This is a genomic window from Stieleria mannarensis, assembly GCF_014154935.1.
Taxonomy (GTDB): Bacteria; Planctomycetota; Planctomycetia; order Pirellulales; family Pirellulaceae; genus Stieleria; species Stieleria mannarensis.
Genome location: NZ_JACEHH010000001.1, coordinates 292279 through 308570, shown reverse-complemented (window position 1 = coordinate 308570; position 16292 = coordinate 292279). Strand labels below are relative to the sequence as shown.

Sequence of the window (16292 nt, the reverse complement as noted above, 5' to 3'; positions counted from 1 at the left end):
GCTCCGGCGGCCGACGCCGGAGTTGGGAAACCGGTTGGGACGATTGCGATGGAGGACGTCACTGAACACGCGAGTCGGTCCTTTGTCGAGTCAAAATGGGCCATGCGGGACCCACTAAGTTGATTTGCATTCGTGCAGCGGTGAATCCGACCGCTGCGCTGAAGCCGACGCGTTTCGAGCCAGCGGTTGACGCAATCGCCGCGTATCGCGCGGCCAGCCCGCACGCCATTCGAGGGCTCGGATCACGCCCTTGACGAATTCAAACGCAATGACATGTGGGCCTCAGAATTGGCTCGTGGAAGCGGCTAGACTTAAAGAACAGTCTGGCGTAACTCCACTTCTGGTGTGTCAGATTCAGAGCCATCTATTTTTCGTCTTCTTCAAGTGGCCTGCTGCCTGCGAATGGTCCCCATTGGATGCGTTTGTCGTACTCCTTCGAGTCCCGGTAGATGGCCGCGTCGTAATTCGGATTTTGTTTCGGGATCCGCGCTCCGACTTTGTCGAAGTATTCCATCATCTCGTCATAGAGTCGGCGGTGTTCTTCGGGGTACGTCGCCGCAATGTTGTGGACTTCACCCATGTCGTCAGTCAGGTCAAACAGCATGGGGACGTCCGGTCGCTCGTAGAAATGCAGAAGCTTGCGATGACCTGAGACGACGGCGGAATGTGGCATGGTTGTACATCAGCTTGGGATCGGTCAGGTCGTCAGGCAGACGTTGGTTCGCGCCCACAGGCAGTGTGTTGCCGGGTTTGTTGCTGGTGTCGCCGTCGTGCAGCACGTATTCTTCGTCGCCAGGCTCTCCTCGCATGTGCCATTTGCCGATGTGGGCGCTGACATAGCCGAGCGGCTTCAGAGCTTCGGGGATCGTCACCGCGTCCGCGTCGATCGTCATGTCCGAGACGCAGGGAATCACCGGGAAGTGCGGGTAGCCTTTTTCGTCGAAGTAGTCCTGTCCCCGGTCATTCATGAACACAGTAAAGCCGTTCCGCGGCGAGGATTGTCCGGTCTGCACGCAGACTCGCGACGGAGAACACTGCGGCGAAGCATACGCGCCCGTGAACTTCATTCCCTCACGAGCCAGCCGCTCAACATTCGGCATTTGCACGACCGGCATACGTGAGTTTTCCATGCCGTCATTCATAGGAACCGGTGTGCCGTTCCACGCCCAGTCATCGATGAACCGCAGCACGATGTTGGGTTTCTCAGCGGCGCCTGCCACACGATCAAACGATGCCAGAAACAGAAACGTGATCGCGCACAAAGGCACGAACACGTTCAATGGATGTTTCAGTCCAGAACGCAAACTCATATCTACCTTCTCAGTGGCTTTGTTCCTTCGTGCGAGCCGAATTGATCTGCCAGGAATGCTGCGGCTGGAACCTGGCATGGTTCGGCGTCGTTTTTGGACTCGGATTACTGTTGCCTTTTGACACGCTCTTTCTTCTTCCTGCTGTCCGTCGATCCCTTGTTGTACTGCGGTTCGATGGCCATGAAGTCATCGAGAATCTTCTGCAGACGGACGCGGTCAAAGTTGTGTGCGGCATCAGTCGTGACGGCTTCGCTGTACCGAGAGGCGTCTGAGGTAATCGGGATGTCGTACAGTTTGCCATCCTGATTCAGCCGGAAGCGTTTCTCGCGGACGAAGTACCCACGACCGTAATTAATCAGCACGTGATCGCGATCTGTTCCTTCGCCACCAACGAAAAGGTGAGACAGATTCATGCCGTCTACCTTGCGGTTCAGTTCGATGCCGGCGATGGAGTGAATCGTTGGAAGAACATCGACAAGGCAGAAGAATTCGCTGCGGACTGCCGGCTTGATATGACCAGGCCACCACGCCAGCAGTGGGACTCGACTGCCGGCTTCCGTCATCGAGCCCTTGCCGCCCTGGAGATTCATGCCGGGCAGCTTGCTGGTGATGCTCTTGTGCGTGCCGTTGTCTCCGGTGAACAGCACCAGCGTGTTATCTTCGAGGCCGTGCTCTTTGAGTTTGGCCATGATGTCTCCAACGATCTGATCCATGTAGGTGATCATGTGACCGAATGCGCGGGTCTGTTTGTCGATGTCGTTGGTGAATCTGCTTTCGGCTCGCTTCTGCAAATCCGGCGGGTCGATATGCAATGAATACTCGAACGTAGCGTGGTGTTCATGGTTTCGTGAAAGATTTGGAGGATCGGGTGTTACCTTCCAGATGCGGATTCGACCTTGCGTACGCGAATTGAACGAAACGAAACGTGACGTGCTGTCTCCGGTGACTTCTTGACACCGTGGACCTGCAGTGCGATCACGCCCGAAGAATACTTCGCATAGGCCTCATCGTCAGTGACATCCGCAACTTGTTCGCCGTTGATCCAGGTTTGAATTCGAGGGCCAGCGGCCAACACACGCAGCTTGTTCCATTTCCTATTAACCATCAGCTCGTTCCGGGCCAGGTCTTCTTTGGGAGTGATCCAAGCACCATTGCCCTGGTTAAAGATGTGTCCGCTGCGCCCAGGAGACTTCCCGATATCGACCTGAGGTCCGTGAACGGAGGGACGAACCTTTCCGGCGTCGTTGGTACGCGTCAGCTTCGTCCGGATTTGAATCCCCGAGTTTAAGTCGGTGTCGTGAAGTTTGACTTCCAGTTCAAGCTCGAAGTCACCGTACTCTTCAACCGTGTGTAGAAACTGAGTCTGGCCAGAACTCGTGCCAATAATGACACTGTCGGTGAGCGCGAACTGCGTGTTGTCGCGTGACGGTTTCCAGCCATCGAGGCTTTTACCATCGAACAAGGTAACCCAATCATCAGCGAAGGAGGTGCCACAGCACATCAAGACCGCAACTAGCGCAATGGTTGAAGAATACCGTTGCGTTGTCGCGCGATCAGTACGACAGAGTGAATCGAAAAGCATTTGAAGTCCTGGGGCTAAACAGTGGGAAGCGAGAATTCGGGACGTCGTTCCTTGGTCAACAGCGCATTGGCGGCGTCATCGTCGATGATCTGCTCGTTGGTGGCGTCCCAGTTGATCGTGCGTCCGGTGATCCGACAGATATTGATCAGGTGTGCGACGCTGGTAATCAGATGGCCGACTTCCACAGGTGCATTGGGTTGTTCACGGGTTTCGATGCAATCCAACCAGTTAGCGACGTGCGATTCCGTCTGTGACCCGGTGAATGGAGCGAGCAGATCCTTCGGGTTACACGCGAACCGCCCACGGTTGATTTCGAGTTTTCCCTGCTGGCCAACAAAGATGCCGCCAAAGGCCGGCCACCTGTACTTTCCAGGCGAATGACAGTGCCATCCGGGTAATGAAGTCTCACACCGCGATCCCAGTAGTCTTTCGCTTCGGTTGTGGGTTCGATCCGCGTTGGCGCCACGTTCTCCCATCCCATCGCAAGGTGAACCATGTCCAGCGCGTGCGAACCGCGATCGCAAATGGGTCCTCCTGTAAAGGCATCGAAGTTCCGCCACCGACGATGAAGCTGTTCGTGATAGTCGAGCAGCGGTGCCTGGTCACAAAATCGATTCCAATCCATGCCCTCGGGGATGGGCTGCTGGTCGAGGCCGGTCGCAGGCCGAGAGCCTGAGTAGTTCTTTACGAGGATCGTCGAAACTTTGCCAAGTCCACCGTCGCGCACAAACTCGCAGGCGTACTGGTTGATCGGTGTGCTGCGTTGCTGTGTACCGACCTGCAGCACGCGTTTGTGCTTTCGCACGGCTTTGACCAGCGCGCGGCCTTCCGGAACGCTGAAACTGAGCGGCTTTTCCGCGTAAACGTCGAGGCCTTTGGCACAGGCAATGATTGCCGCACGCACGCGGACGTGATCGGGTGTCGCGATGATGACTGCGTCTAGATCTTCAGAATCGAACATCTGCTCGTAGTTCTGATAGCGTTTCCAGGAATCACCGGCCCTTGGATTTTTCGTGTTATCAGCCGCAAGGGCATCGATCTGCGGCAGGTGGCAATCGCAGACGGCGACCAAATCGGCTCGATGAGACTCACGCCCCAACGCTCGGGTCAGCCATTTGGCTCGATTGCCCGCGCCAATCAGCCCGACTCGCAACTTATTGTTTGCGGCTGCTGGCGGTGCGGCGTAAATCATCGACGGCAACCGCCCTGTCGGCTCCGAGCGTGTCATTCATCTGTTCTTCGGTGAGATGAATGGGCCCCCAGTCCTGCTCTCCCCCGCTGAGTTTGGCCAGAGGTGCTCCGGGAGGAGCTGGATCTCGCTTGTGGCCAACCTTGTCGTCCCAGTGCTGTCTTTGGTCCCAACCGTGGGTGATTTTTCCGTAACCGAAGGTGCCGTAGCCGCTCTTCTTGAACAACCCGGCCAGAGATAACACGTCACCCTGATTCAGTATCTCACTTTTGCTGACGGTCTGTGCGTTGTTGTAGATTCCCGACCTCCACGGCGCGACCCCTGAAAAGAAGGCTGTGCGAGAAGGCGAACAAACTGGTGCAGCCGTATAGGCTCGCGTGAAGTTCACTCCACTGCTGGCGAGCTTGCGAAGATTTGGCGCGACCACCTTGCCCGCATAGCGATTCACTTCTTCCAACATCCAGCTGTTCAAATCATCGGCAACCAGAAACAGCACATTCATCGGCTTATCAGCCGGCGCGGCTGCCCAGGCCGATTGTGTGAAAAGCGAAACGATCGCGCCGGCGAATATTGGTAATACGAGTGTGAAGCGCATTTACTGGTTCTTCGTTTTCTTGACGTTGTTCTTGGTTGCGGAAGATGGTGTATCGGGGAGTCTGCCGATCGGTCGGCTGTTCGCTTCGAGTTCCCTGACCGCCTTATCCATTCGGCGACGCAGGTCGGCTACGATTTCGGGATGGTCGGCGGAGACATCTCGCGTCTCACCGGGGTCGACCTGCAGGTTGAAAAGCGATCCTGCTGGAGCTGATGGACGCTTTCCCTCGCGACCACTCTTTCCACCGGGTTTCAGGTCTCGAACGAGCAACTTCCACTGCCCGTGACGAATCACTGAGCCGGGGACGATGAAGGAATCGTGGATCGGCTTCTCAACCTTTTCGCCCGTCATGTACGGCAGGATGTTTCGGCCGTCGATCACGCGGTCGCCCGGTAGGCTGACTCCGGCGATCGCGCAGAAGGTCGGCAGCAGGTCGATGATCCCGGTGATCTGATTGTTGGTCGAACCAGGCTTGATTCTGTCTGGCCAGCGCATGATGCACGGAACACGAATGCCGCCTTCGAAATCGGTCCATTTGCCGTCGCGGAACGGGCCGGCGTCACCACCATTGATGCCGAGCACTGGGCCGTTGTCCGATGCAAAGACAAACAGCGTATTCTCGGTGACACCCTGCTCGTCGAGTGTTTTCATTAGTTCCCCGACCTGCCAGTCGATCTCACGGATCACATCACCGTAAGTGCCTCGCCGCGACGTCCCTTTAAAACGCTCATTGGGAATCCACGGCGTGTGCGGTAGCGGCGATGCGTAGTAAAGAAAGAACGGGCGTTCTTTGTTCTCCTTGATGAAGGTGGTCGCGGCGTCGAGCAGTTTCGGCGAATGCTGCCCGTCGGTCTTTCGCCTGATCGACTCAATCCGTTCGAGGTTTCGATAAATGCCCGTTCCCTGATCAAGATCGATCATGAAACCGTAAAAGAAGTCGAAGCCGTGACGAGTAGGATTAAACGCGTTCCATTCGCCCAGATGCCACTTACCAACGATCCCCGTGGTGTAGGCGGCTGTTTTCAGAAGCTCGGGCGTCGTGACTTCATCGGAGTGAATTCCGATGCGGTCTTTGTTGTAGATGACTTTGGTGCAACCAGCACGATGCGCGTGCGAGCCGGTCATGAACGCCAGGCGAGTTGGCGAGCACCGCTGATGCACATAGAAGTCCGTGAACTTCATACCCTGCTGGCACAGCCGATCGATGTTCGGCGTTTCAAGCGAATCGGAGCCGTAGCAACCAAGGTCACCGTATCCCTGATCGTCCGTCAGAAACACAACGATGTTCGGCCTTTCTGCTGCCTCGACGCCCGCGTCCCCCATGAGCACAGCGGTCCAGAATACGGCGTGAGTGAACAATCGTTGCAACATCTTCGACACCACTATTCCAGCTCCTCTGGTGTCATGCTTTCACGGTACACATTCAACGCCCTCACCGCCTGATGCAGGCCGGGCCGCTCCGCCAAACCCTCGCCAAAAAAACCTTGTTTGACTCCGGGGTTGCCGAATCCCTTCGTAGTATCAACCGGATTGCACCAGAAAACGCCAACGATGTAATCCGTGTCGATCGCTGCCTTCACGTAATCGGAGTAAACCTTTCCGGCAGCAACGGAATCTTTTTCCGCCTTCCAGCTACGAATGTCCTTGTCGCCATCCTTGAACCGAATGGCAAAGTCGCACAAGAGGATCGGCTTACCCGTGAGCTGATGGATCTCATCAAGTTTCTCTTTCGGAAATGGAGCCCGGAAAGGCGGCTGGATCGCGATGCCGTCGACGTAGGGCAGCATCTCCTTCACGACATCTGAGTCGAACGTATTGAAGTCAAAGCGATCGCCAAAGATCAGATGGTCGGGCGAATATTTTCGCTGGGCTCCGCCAACGACACGGAAGTACTCGCGGGCAATCAGGCGAAGGAAGGCCTGGTCCCGAGCTTCGTCGTCACCATCCCAGGTGCTGAGAAACGTTTTGTAAGCCTTTTGGCCGGGAGCCTCTTCAGGCAATCCACGAATGAAGTCCACCCAGTTCCTGCCGGATGGATTGTCGAGCGGCCACGAGCCAAGGTCCGTCCAGCAATATCCGATGACATTGTGCGGGTGGCTGAGACTGCGAAAACAGTTGGCTTTGACACCCGCTTCAAGCCGCGTCTGTACCTTCGGATCAAAGACATCAACAAACTTGATGTTGTCTTTGCCTCTGTAATACGAAATCGGAACGAGGTGATTCCAGCTTTCGACGTAGGGCATGTCATGTTTGAGTTGAGGCGGGCAGCCATACCCATAAGCGTTGAAGCCGAACCGTTTGCAGGCTGCGGACAGTTCGGCAAAGTCGAACTTCGCCCGCTTCGTGCTGACATGAGTGATGCCGTGCGCGAAGAAGGGTTTGCCGTCCGGGCCAACGAGCCAGTGCCGGCCATCAATCTTGGTTAAGCGAACATTGGGGAGTCTTTTCTCCTCAGCCGTCGTGTTTGCTCCGGCAGTTCGACGGGCTCGAATCGCCCGGTACTTCGCCATTTGTTCCGGCGTAAGAAGCTCCTCAAGTTCCTTGAACCGGGCCTGATAGAACGCCTGCTGCTTCGGCTTCCGCTCATCGGCGGGCAAATTTTGGAACTCCGCCCATCTCGCGGACATCGTTTTCTGGATGGTCAGGAACTTTGGCTTCTGCTCATCTGTGAGGTTCAGTTCCTTCAGAAACGGTTCCATGCGGGCGTTGAACGCTTGGTCCTGGTTGCTGATACTTTCTGCATTTGGCGGGTCGTCCGCAGCTCCTGCAGAGCTCAACGCAACAACGCTCGTCAGAAGCAAAGTGATTGTCTTCATGTTTGTGATCATTGACCAAACTCCTGTTGCATCCTCGCGGCAATCTGTTGATTGGCAGCCTTCATCAGGGCCACGTTTTCCTGGTCGGGCTTTTCTTGTTCGTCCAGCAGACCGTATCGCCGAGCTCGGTTGCGTTGGTAGGCCCCGCAGAGATGGAAACCGATGCAGCCTGGATTCGTGAACAACGCCTCCAGCGTCTTGGCATACCAATGGCCTTCGTTTTGAGTGAATTCACCCGGCTCGGTGAGCCAATTCATTCTCGCGGCGTCTGCCAGCAGGACCGGCTTGCCCGTTTTCCTATGCCATTCGGCGAGGTGTTTCACCGGGTCACGGAAGTCCTGAAACGACAGCACGTCGACATACGGTTTCGACGCATCGATTACTTCCATTGCAATGGGAGCGTTTGCTTCGTATCGGTCGCCGAGGATCAGATGGTGCTTGTCGTATCGTCGAATGGCGTCGTGAGTGGTCTTGTAGTAGCTGTGAGCCAACTCAGTCAGTTCTTTGCGTCCCGCCTCTGTTCTGAGCCGTTCCGGATCAAAGATCGGGCCGCGCCATTCGTTGTCCGGCCTTGAGTGTGTCCACGTCGGACAGTCGCTGTAGAAGTAGCCAACCAGGTTTCGTTCGTCACTGAGCTCAGCACAGTGAGATCGTGCGACGTAGTCGGCCCATTCCTTCCAGTCGTTGCTCCGAAAATCGTAGTGGACGGTGTGCTTTTCCCACTGGTGCGATTCGGTGAAGGGAAGTAGGTGGCAATAGGGCATGTCGAGCGCTCGATACTCATCGATCGTGAATGCCCGCGAATGTCGCCACTTACGCACGGTCACTTCCTGCACCCATCCGACCGTGTTGAATCCCCAGTCCTCCAGGTTTGGAGCGACTGACTCTTCGATCCAGCGAATTGTGCTGCCCCCGTATTTGTCGCGCCAGATTGCGATGTTCTCGGGGTACCGCAGACTCGCCGGATCGATGTGGTTCAAGCCCATCGTGAAGAACGGTTTCCCGTCCGGCGAGATCAGCCACCAGTGATCGTTCCGCTTGCCAAGCGTAAAAAATCCGTCTGGCTCCGGTTGTGTCGTCTCAATTGGTGCAGCCAACGCGTACTGCGAAAACGAAGCCGCGGAGAGTCCCACGCCAAGAGCGGCTGTGCGTCTTAGAAACTCGCGTCGAGAAGTGTTGTCAGTCATCGTCTGTTCCCGGTTTATCATTCGCCCGCAACTCCGGCGGGACGTAAGTTCTTTTTGAGTTCCGTCTCGAAGGTTGCCAGTTGCTGCTTCAGGCGCTGGGCGATCTCGGGATGCTTGTCGATCAGATTCGTCTGCTCGCCGACGTCTTCCCGCAGGTTATAGAGCGTCTCAACGGCAACCTTCCTTGACTTGCTATCGCTGGCGGGCTGGCCCTTCACCTTCGGAGGCTTTTCGGTCGCCGTGCGGTACTTCCAGTCGCCGACGCGGATTGCATACACGCCCCGGCCTCGCAGGTAGTAGATGGCTTCGTGAGGTGACTTGGCATCCGGCTTTCCTGCGAGTAGCGGCCAGATGTTCTTTCCGTCAATCACGCGGTCGTCGGGAACGTCGCCGCCCGCGAGTCTTGTCAGCGTCGGCAGCAGATCCATGCCGGTGATCGCTTCGTCGGATTCCGTTCCCGCGGGAATTGTTTCCGGCCAGCGAGCGACGAACGGAACGCGGACACCGCCTTCCAAGGTCAAGCCTTTGCCGCCGTTCAACGAACCGGCGCTGCCGCCTTTGCCGGTGTTGGGGCCATTGTCTGATGTGAAAATGACCAGCGTGTTCTTATCAAGGCCGAGTTCTTTCAGGGACCGTAGAATCTCGCCCGTGCTCCAGTCGAGTTCCTGAATCGTGTCGCCGTAGATACCTCGTTTGCTGCTGCCAACATAATTCTCCGACGCATGCAGGGGGATGTGCGGCATGTTGTGCGCCAGGTACACGAAGAACGGTTTGTCTTTGTTCTCGGTGATGAAGCAAATGGTCTCATGCGTGTACCGCCGCGTGAACTGGGACTGGTCGGCGGGCACTTCGATGACGACGTTGTCTCGAATCAGCGGACACGCCGCTGTCTCTCGCTTGAGGATTCCCTCGCGGGTGTAGCCTTCGCGAAACACGCAGTCGGCGGCGTACTTCTTGATCGTCGGATAATAGAACTGGTTGTTGGATGCCGGCGTTCCGTACCAGGTATCAAACCCGTGGTTCAGAGGCTGGAAAATGTCTTCGTTACCGAGATGCCACTTGCCAATGATGGCCGTCGCATAACCCTGACCTTTCAACAGCTCCGGCAACGTGATCTCGTCAGGATTCAACCCGTGGTTGTTCCGAGGAAACATGACACCGCCGATACCCACGCGAGTCGGATGACTGCCGGTCATCAGCGACGCGCGAGTCGGAGAACAAACGGGAGAAACATAGAAGCTGTTGAACTTCGCCCCCTCCGTCGCCATCCGGTCGATATTTGGTGTGGCAATGTCCTCGGCTCCATAGCACGACAGATCACCGTAGCCGAGGTCGTCCGCGAGGATGACGATGACATTCGGTTTTCGGTCGCTTGCCAGCGCTGCTCTGAACTCGGAAGCCAGAGAAACGAGCAGGCAAATGACGCAGAGCAATGATTGAATGAACTTGTTCATCTTTCTTTCGCCTTTTCATAGTTCGCAGGCAGTTCAGCCACCCACGCTTGGAGTGATTTGCCAAGGCGACCGACGACTTCCGGATGAGCTTCGGCGACGTTGTTGCCCTCGCTCGGATCGAGGGAAAGATCGTAGAGTTCCGGTCTATCGCGTTGCTTTCGAGGCAGGTGCAGCTTCCATTTACCGACCCGTATCGCAGGAGTGCTACCAGTTGAGCTGGATTTCCAGAACAGCGGCTTCGTACGCTGCCGATCGCCCCCAAGCCAGATGTCGGAAACGTCCTCTCCGTCAAGTTGCGACGGCAGTTCCTCAATCCCGGCAATCGAGCAAAGTGTGGGCAACCAATCGACGAAGGAGCAGACGTTTGTCGTGTCGACCCGGTCGGCTTTGACTTTGTCGGGCCAGCGAATGATAAACGGGACTCGTGTGCCGCCCTCGTACTGTTCGTGTTTGCCTCCGCGAAACTTTCCTGCGTAACCCAGCATGTTGTTTGAGAATTCCCGCGCACCTTTCTTTCCCAGAATCACGGGAGCCGGTCCGTGGTCGCTGGAGAAAACCACGATGGTGTTTTCCCGGAGCCCCAATTCATCAAGGACCTTCAGGATTCGGCCGACATTCAAGTCAATCTGGTAAACGTCGCCGAGATACTGACGCATCGACTCATCGAGATTACCGCCGATTTTCAGACACTCATCGAACTTGTGCTGCATGGTTGGCGAGAAGTCTTTCCGGTCGACTGTCACATCTTTGAACTGGTCGGCCAGTTCAGCAGGTGTGTTCACGGGAAAATGCGTCGCGTGCCCCCAGACGTTGACGTAAAACGGCTCGTTCTTGTTTTCTCTGATGAATTCAATCGCGGCCGAATAAAGGTCGGTATCTCTACCGGCTGATCTGTCCCGACTCTTGCCAATCGTTTTGACCGTATCGATCCCATAAGTGCCGTCGCTGTCGTCCGGGCCAATGTGCCACTTGCCGAAGTGACCGGTTCTGTATCCCCGCTCCTTCAGCAGTTCGGTGATCGTCAAGCGGCCGCCGAACCCGAAGTCGGCCGCATATTTCGGAAAGCGAGCCGGAAACAGTCCGGTCATGAGTCCCGTGCGGCTGGGATTACACGTCACTCCGGTCACATAGAATTGAGTGAACCGCGTCCCTTCTTCGGCGAGTTGGTCGAGGACTGGTGTCTTCGCGTAGGGATGCCCGTAGCAGCCGAGATCGCCGTACCCAAGATCGTCGGCGAACATGAAGACGATGTTCGGCGGCCTATCATTCGCTGCCTGAGTTCCTGCGGACAAGGAAATTACTAGCAGTAACGCGAGGAGCACTATTGAAGTGAATGAAAGAAATTGCTTGTTCATTTGATGTTTTCTCGTTGAGGCGTTCGCGTCGATGACCTTCCGTCGGTGCGCTGCTGCTCAAGCAAACTTGCCAACCGGTTCACGACATCGGGATGTTTGTTGATGACGTTGTGTTTCTCGCCCGGGTCGTCCTGCAGGTTAAAAAGTTGCGCATGCAATTCGTCGCGCCGCGGGACGCGTTTCAATGTGGGGCTCGATTTGCCTTCGATGTACTTCCACGGTCCACGTCGAATCGCGAAGTTTCCGTTGGGGCTGTGAACAATCATCGACGGACGAGGCGGTTCCTCCTTTGGCGTGCCGAGCATTGCCGGCAGCACATTGAAGCTATCTTCAGCAGCGTCTTCGTCTGGTCGAAGCGGCTGATCGATCACCGCGGCAAGCGTGGCGTAGATGTCGACGAGGTTGATCGTGTCGTCACAGACCGTTCCCGGCTGAACATGTCCCGGCCAGCGAACGAGAAACGGAACTCGAAAACCACCCTCGTAAATGCTGTGCTTGCGACCGCGCAAGTGGCCGTTGCAGCGTAGCCCCGCTCGATACGCTTCCGCCTCGGGACGTGTCCCTTCGGTCATCAGTACGCCGCCGTTGTCGCTGGTGAAGATGACCAGCGTCTGGTCGGTCGCCTTCATTCGGTCGATGGCGTCGAGAATCCGACCGACGGACAGATCCAACTCGTGAATCCAGTCGCCATAGAGACCGGTTCCACTTTCGCCCTTTGTTTTGTCTGACGGCGTGTAGGGAAAATGGATCGCCACGGGGGCGAAGTATAAAAAGAAGGGCGTGTCGGCGGTCTGCTTTTCGAGCCACGTGACGGCATCGGTCGTCAGCTCATCCATCACGTCTTCATCGACGCGTTGAGGTGCATCAATGCCGATAAAGTCTCGACCATAGGGTGACTTACCGACGTGAAGATTTCGGTCGCTGCGCAAGCCGACGACTTGCCGATTGCGGACGTAAATTCCCGAAGCGTCTCCGTGGTTCTGCGGCACGGCAAAGTGATAATCGAAACCAATGTCCAGTGGCCCCGGCGTAAGCGGTTTCGTGAAATCGGCCTTCGTTGTGCCGTACCCGAGATGCCACTTCCCGATGGCGGCCGTGCGGTATCCAGCCGCCTTCAGCAGCGAAGCGATCGTTGAACGCGACGTATCGATGTGCAGCGGGTCCGTGGTGTTGACCACGCCGTGTTTTTGATTTGTCCGCCAGTCGTATCGGCCGGTCAGCAATCCGTAGCGAGTCGGCGAACACACCGAGGACGGAGTATTCGCGTCGGTGAATCGCCGGCCCTGCTGTGCTAGCCGGTCGATGTTGGGCGTTCGTATGTGCGACTCATCCGCGCCGTAGCTGTTGAGGCTGCCGTAACCGAGGTCATCCGCAAGGATGATCACAACGTTGGGCCGGTCGGCCGCCGTTGCGACCCTCAGGCCGATGATCGGCAAGAAGCAAAGCACGGCTGACAAAGTCCGAGTCAGAAGCTTTGGCAATAACAGTTTCCTTTGATTCGTCATTGTGATCTGGCAATCTCCTCTTGAGCGGTGCGATAAAGCGTTGCGATTTCTTCTTCGTTGAGTGCCCGGTCGAACAACGCCACCTCGTCGAGCCGGCCGTCCCACACCCGCGTCGCTTCGGCGTCCGTTCCGAACCAGACCGTATCGGAGTCGCTGGCTGCCATTGATTCACAAGGTGTGGACGCAACAAGCTTCCCGTCTTCGTAGAACTGCAATTGCTCACCATCAGCGGTCACAACGACATGCCGCCAAGTCTTCTGTGGCAGGACGGAACCGCCCGCGATGGACGATACATTTCCATCGCTGCTCCTGATGGCGGCCCGCAGCAATCCGTTTTCATCGAGAGACAGACCAAAGTTGCCCTGACCATCATGCAGGTTTGTGGCAACCATCGCGCCGTGCACGGGTGCTTCAAGATACACGAACACGGTCAGCGAAAATCGCCCCATCCTCAACGCTGGCGGCGAATCAATGCGTCCTCCACGACCGGTGGAATCGGCTCCAACTCGCAGTGATCCGCCGACGAACACACCGCGGGCATGCGGCGGACGTTTTCCTTCTCCGGTCAAGACAACGCCGGAGTACTCGGGCGGTTCGGAAACCAGCCCGCGGTCACGAATCGGCATTCGGTAGTAGACGAGCGGTGATAACCGCTTGACCAAGCGAGCGTAGTTCAGTCTCGGTTCGTCAAAGTTGCGAATAAACCTGTCGGTCGCGATCGAGATGTCTTCGGGCTTAGTCGCCCCATCAGTAATCCGCAGGGCCTGCGACGCCTGAAGGTCAACGGACCTCGAGACGTCACGCTGATTCGATGCCCCGGGATGGACGCGCACGAGCCCATCAAACACATGCACCTCACTCGCGCCGCCTTCCACGTCGACGGAAAACTCGGTGCCAAAGTCAACGACTTCCGCTTCTGGAGTTTCCACCGTGAACCCGATCCCTTCGGGAGGGACTCTAGCCGACAGTCGCCCGCTGTGCAGCACAATACGTCTGTCACTGACCGCCTCGAAGCGGGCAGGAGCCTCAAAGTAAACCATGACTCCACCGCCGAACTGCAGGTTCAACAGACCCTTCTGCAATTCGTAATCACCCACGGGGATTTGCATGTCGTCCCATCGGGATGCGTCTTTCGTGAGCAAACCGTTCACCTTACTGACAACGGTAGCCGTGTAAGCGTCACCGGGGGCTGGCTTACCTTCAGGCCACACGAATGTGATCAGAATGCAGGCCGCCGTCACGAGTCCAGTTACCGTCAGCACCAACATTTGTCGCAAAGTAAAAATCGGCGATGGAAGTCTCTCCTGCAGCGATGCCGAGTCAGCGACGGTACCGTCTGTGCTCGCTTCCAGCGCACTCTTCTGAATGTGTCTACGTCTCAGTGAACGCCGCAAGTCCGAATGCAGTTCGGCACGAAACGCATACCGCTGGAGGTTCTCGGGGACCAGCAGCCACGCCTTAAACTCCGCGGCCTCTTCGTCGGACGCCTCTCCTTCGAGAATGCGGTCGATGAAATCATCGTCTACGGGCATCACGCATTCTCCATTGCCAGGCGTCGCTCAATGCAACTGGCGAGAACCGTCCGCACGCGCGACAGCAGAACTCGGACCGAACCGCTGGTGGAACCAATTTCCCGCGCAGTCTCATCGATCGACAATTCTTCCGCATACCGCAAATCGAGCAACCGGCGCGATCTTGGCGGGAGTTCATCCAGACAGACTTCCAGTGCCTCTCGCCGCAGACTCCGATCATCTGCTTGACGAGCCATCGTATCGGCGAGCTTGCCGAGCAATTCGTCGGAAAGAACTTCGTGGGAGCGTCCGCGAGCCCTGTAATAGTCGATCACTCGCGACTTTGCGATCCACAATGCCCAAGCAACGAACGGACGGCGAGAATCATACTCATCAAACCGCCGAGCCAACTCGTGAGCGATCCGCTGAACAACGTCCTCAGCATCATGAAACAGAGAAATCGATGCAAATACATACGCCGATATAGCAGGCTCGGCGTTGAGCCAGCAGTCAGTGAATAGCTCTCGCTTCTTTTTTTCGCTCATATCTGCGGCAAGCGTGGATTTCGGGCTTTTCACCGTATGCCGAACACGAACAGAAATCGTTAACAAGAAACTGAAAAAACCGCAAAACCTCGATTTCACGACTACATTTACGATTCACTGGCAAGCGAAAGGCGGAAATAATGGATACGCCTGATACTTCCTCGAGACAAATGAGACGCTAGAAAAACAGTTCGCTCCTGGTTCCGAACTCAGCGAAGAAAGTCGACCCGAGCATGAAGTGCTGCTTGATCACTTCCAGCTTGCCATCGGACTGATTGATGAATGCGGGAGCAGGCTTTGATACGCTTGTTGTTCGGCCGCCGTCATCGGTTGATGACTTCGTGCCGACAGTCAGGCTAGTCGATTCACTGTTGCCAAGAAACGTCGAGAGAATCGATTTAACATCGGACAACGCATTGACGGTCATGATTGACCATCAATCGATTTGATGTGAACAACGATGGAATGATCTCTGCGTTGGACGCGTTGGTTGTCATCAACCGACTCGCCATCCAGACGGGAAACGAACTGCCTGATCCCCCAGACGTGGATCTTTGGCCCGGGGCCTTTTTCGACACCACCGGTGACGACTTGATTACCCCGTTTGACGCCCCGTTTGTGATCAATGAACTCGCGAGAATGCAAGCTGGCCCGTCTGCTGAAGCAGAAAAGGGCATCGCAATGAGGCACGATGGCGTTGCACGAATTGGTCCCCGGCAAAGTGCTTGGCAGTTCGTCGACGCGTTTTTTGAAAGGGGCGCGTCCAAGCAATTTGAAGATCCTGCTCCCGCCGTTCACCCCGTGCGTCCAGCGTCAACCATTCACATCAACGGCGACGAGGTCCTGCTCGGTCCGGTGTCGGAAAATCCTGAGTTCGAACTGGACGAGGGGGAATCAGATTCCGATCCAGGGACCCAAAGCAGCATGGAGGCAAATCTGGAGGGTCAAGGCCCTTTCGATGAAAAGCTGCGGGCTTGTGCCTTGGCGTCTGGCTTGTGACCTAGCAAGGATGAAAATCGAACGGCAAATTCGGCTTGACGCGGTGCGAGTGGCTCGGGACAAATGATATGTCGATCGTTGGCAGCGTCGACTCGCGCCATGCGGCTGGATTAATTCAACAGGCTGTTACGCTTCCCGCTGGCATTCGGGTGCCGCTCGCCGGCATTTCGGGGTGGGGCGTTGACGCTTGCCGCGGGCGGGATTGTGGTAGACTGGTCGGTGTCATGAATCCGTACGCACCACC

General features: G+C 56.4%; 17 protein-coding genes. 1 reads left to right on the top strand and 16 read right to left on the bottom strand.

The window, feature by feature from the left end:
• Positions 1–364 precede the first annotated feature (364 nt).
• The 16 genes from H1B37_RS34260 to H1B37_RS00955 form a co-directional block, all read right to left on the bottom strand.
• The gene (locus tag H1B37_RS34260) at positions 365–604 is read right to left on the bottom strand and encodes a hypothetical protein (protein ID WP_353620750.1); all 240 of its coding nucleotides are present in this window, start codon (positions 602–604) and stop codon (positions 365–367) included.
• The gene (locus H1B37_RS01020) at positions 594–1388 is read right to left on the bottom strand and encodes a sulfatase-like hydrolase/transferase (RefSeq protein WP_353620749.1); all 795 of its coding nucleotides are present in this window, start codon (positions 1386–1388) and stop codon (positions 594–596) included. Before H1B37_RS01020 ends, H1B37_RS34260 begins: the two co-directional genes overlap by 11 nt.
• A 26-nt stretch (positions 1389–1414) precedes the next feature.
• Positions 1415–2122 (bottom strand): sulfatase-like hydrolase/transferase, encoded by a 708-nt coding sequence (locus H1B37_RS01015; RefSeq protein WP_182864736.1) that lies wholly within the window; start codon positions 2120–2122, stop codon positions 1415–1417.
• Positions 2123–2181: 59 nt separating this feature from the next.
• Complete coding sequence (locus H1B37_RS01010; RefSeq protein WP_286177276.1) at positions 2182–2892, bottom strand: 3-keto-disaccharide hydrolase; 711 nt, start codon at positions 2890–2892, stop codon at positions 2182–2184.
• A 14-nt stretch (positions 2893–2906) separates the two neighbouring features.
• Positions 2907–3116 carry a hypothetical protein gene (locus H1B37_RS33580; RefSeq protein ID WP_286177275.1) on the bottom strand — a complete coding sequence of 70 codons (210 nt, stop codon included), beginning with the start codon at positions 3114–3116 and terminating at the stop codon, positions 2907–2909.
• A complete protein-coding gene (locus tag H1B37_RS01005; protein ID WP_286177274.1) occupies positions 3059–4084 on the bottom strand; it encodes a Gfo/Idh/MocA family protein in 1026 nt (341 codons plus the stop codon). The genes H1B37_RS33580 and H1B37_RS01005 overlap by 58 nt, the downstream gene beginning before the upstream one ends.
• Positions 4047–4676, bottom strand: a complete 630-nt coding sequence (locus H1B37_RS01000) for a sulfatase-like hydrolase/transferase (RefSeq protein WP_286177272.1) — start codon at positions 4674–4676, stop codon at positions 4047–4049. The genes H1B37_RS01005 and H1B37_RS01000 overlap by 38 nt, the downstream gene beginning before the upstream one ends.
• Entirely contained in the window at positions 4677–6047 is a 1371-nt protein-coding gene (locus H1B37_RS00995) for a sulfatase-like hydrolase/transferase (protein ID WP_436297966.1), read from the bottom strand. It lies immediately after the preceding gene.
• 11 nt (positions 6048–6058) lie between these two features.
• Positions 6059–7492 carry a Spy/CpxP family protein refolding chaperone gene (locus H1B37_RS00990; protein ID WP_182864735.1) on the bottom strand — a complete coding sequence of 478 codons (1434 nt, stop codon included), beginning with the start codon at positions 7490–7492 and terminating at the stop codon, positions 6059–6061.
• Between the two features lie 8 nt (positions 7493–7500).
• Positions 7501–8679 (bottom strand): agarase, encoded by a 1179-nt coding sequence (locus H1B37_RS00985; RefSeq protein ID WP_182864734.1) that lies wholly within the window; start codon positions 8677–8679, stop codon positions 7501–7503.
• Between the two features lie 17 nt (positions 8680–8696).
• On the bottom strand, positions 8697–10133 hold the full coding sequence (locus tag H1B37_RS00980) for a sulfatase family protein (RefSeq protein ID WP_182864733.1): 1437 nt from the start codon (positions 10131–10133) through the stop codon (positions 8697–8699).
• Positions 10130–11488 carry a sulfatase family protein gene (locus H1B37_RS00975; protein WP_182864732.1) on the bottom strand — a complete coding sequence of 453 codons (1359 nt, stop codon included), beginning with the start codon at positions 11486–11488 and terminating at the stop codon, positions 10130–10132. Before H1B37_RS00975 ends, H1B37_RS00980 begins: the two co-directional genes overlap by 4 nt.
• Positions 11485–12969 carry a sulfatase family protein gene (locus H1B37_RS00970; RefSeq protein WP_182864731.1) on the bottom strand — a complete coding sequence of 495 codons (1485 nt, stop codon included), beginning with the start codon at positions 12967–12969 and terminating at the stop codon, positions 11485–11487. Before H1B37_RS00970 ends, H1B37_RS00975 begins: the two co-directional genes overlap by 4 nt.
• A 20-nt stretch (positions 12970–12989) precedes the next feature.
• Positions 12990–14525 (bottom strand): LamG-like jellyroll fold domain-containing protein, encoded by a 1536-nt coding sequence (locus H1B37_RS00965; RefSeq protein WP_182864730.1) that lies wholly within the window; start codon positions 14523–14525, stop codon positions 12990–12992.
• Positions 14525–15148 (bottom strand): sigma-70 family RNA polymerase sigma factor, encoded by a 624-nt coding sequence (locus H1B37_RS00960; RefSeq protein WP_353620748.1) that lies wholly within the window; start codon positions 15146–15148, stop codon positions 14525–14527. The genes H1B37_RS00965 and H1B37_RS00960 overlap by 1 nt, the downstream gene beginning before the upstream one ends.
• Before the next feature lie 79 nt (positions 15149–15227).
• Positions 15228–15476, bottom strand: coding sequence for a hypothetical protein (locus H1B37_RS00955; protein ID WP_182864729.1), 249 nt, complete (start codon positions 15474–15476; stop codon positions 15228–15230).
• 23 nt (positions 15477–15499) lie between these two features.
• Here H1B37_RS00955 and H1B37_RS00950 point away from each other — a divergent pair, with 23 nt between their 5' ends.
• Positions 15500–16048 (top strand): dockerin type I domain-containing protein, encoded by a 549-nt coding sequence (locus H1B37_RS00950; protein ID WP_353620754.1) that lies wholly within the window; start codon positions 15500–15502, stop codon positions 16046–16048.
• Positions 16049–16292 lie beyond the last annotated feature (244 nt).

Coding starts and splice junctions, on each gene's coding strand:
- H1B37_RS00985 (WP_182864734.1), bottom strand. CDS start 8,679: ATGACTGACAACACTTCTCGACGCGAGTTTCTAAGACGCACAGCCGCT.
- H1B37_RS01020 (WP_353620749.1), bottom strand. CDS start 1,388: ATGCCAGGTTCCAGCCGCAGCATTCCTGGCAGATCAATTCGGCTCGCA.
- H1B37_RS01000 (WP_286177272.1), bottom strand. CDS start 4,676: ATGCGCTTCACACTCGTATTACCAATATTCGCCGGCGCGATCGTTTCG.
- H1B37_RS00955 (WP_182864729.1), bottom strand. CDS start 15,476: ATGACCGTCAATGCGTTGTCCGATGTTAAATCGATTCTCTCGACGTTT.
- H1B37_RS00975 (WP_182864732.1), bottom strand. CDS start 11,488: ATGAACAAGCAATTTCTTTCATTCACTTCAATAGTGCTCCTCGCGTTA.
- H1B37_RS34260 (WP_353620750.1), bottom strand. CDS start 604: ATGCTGTTTGACCTGACTGACGACATGGGTGAAGTCCACAACATTGCG.
- H1B37_RS00965 (WP_182864730.1), bottom strand. CDS start 14,525: ATGCCCGTAGACGATGATTTCATCGACCGCATTCTCGAAGGAGAGGCG.
- H1B37_RS01010 (WP_286177276.1), bottom strand. CDS start 2,892: ATGCTTTTCGATTCACTCTGTCGTACTGATCGCGCGACAACGCAACGG.
- H1B37_RS00980 (WP_182864733.1), bottom strand. CDS start 10,133: ATGAACAAGTTCATTCAATCATTGCTCTGCGTCATTTGCCTGCTCGTT.
- H1B37_RS00995 (WP_436297966.1), bottom strand. CDS start 6,047: ATGTTGCAACGATTGTTCACTCACGCCGTATTCTGGACCGCTGTGCTC.
- H1B37_RS00990 (WP_182864735.1), bottom strand. CDS start 7,492: ATGAAGACAATCACTTTGCTTCTGACGAGCGTTGTTGCGTTGAGCTCT.
- H1B37_RS01005 (WP_286177274.1), bottom strand. CDS start 4,084: ATGATTTACGCCGCACCGCCAGCAGCCGCAAACAATAAGTTGCGAGTC.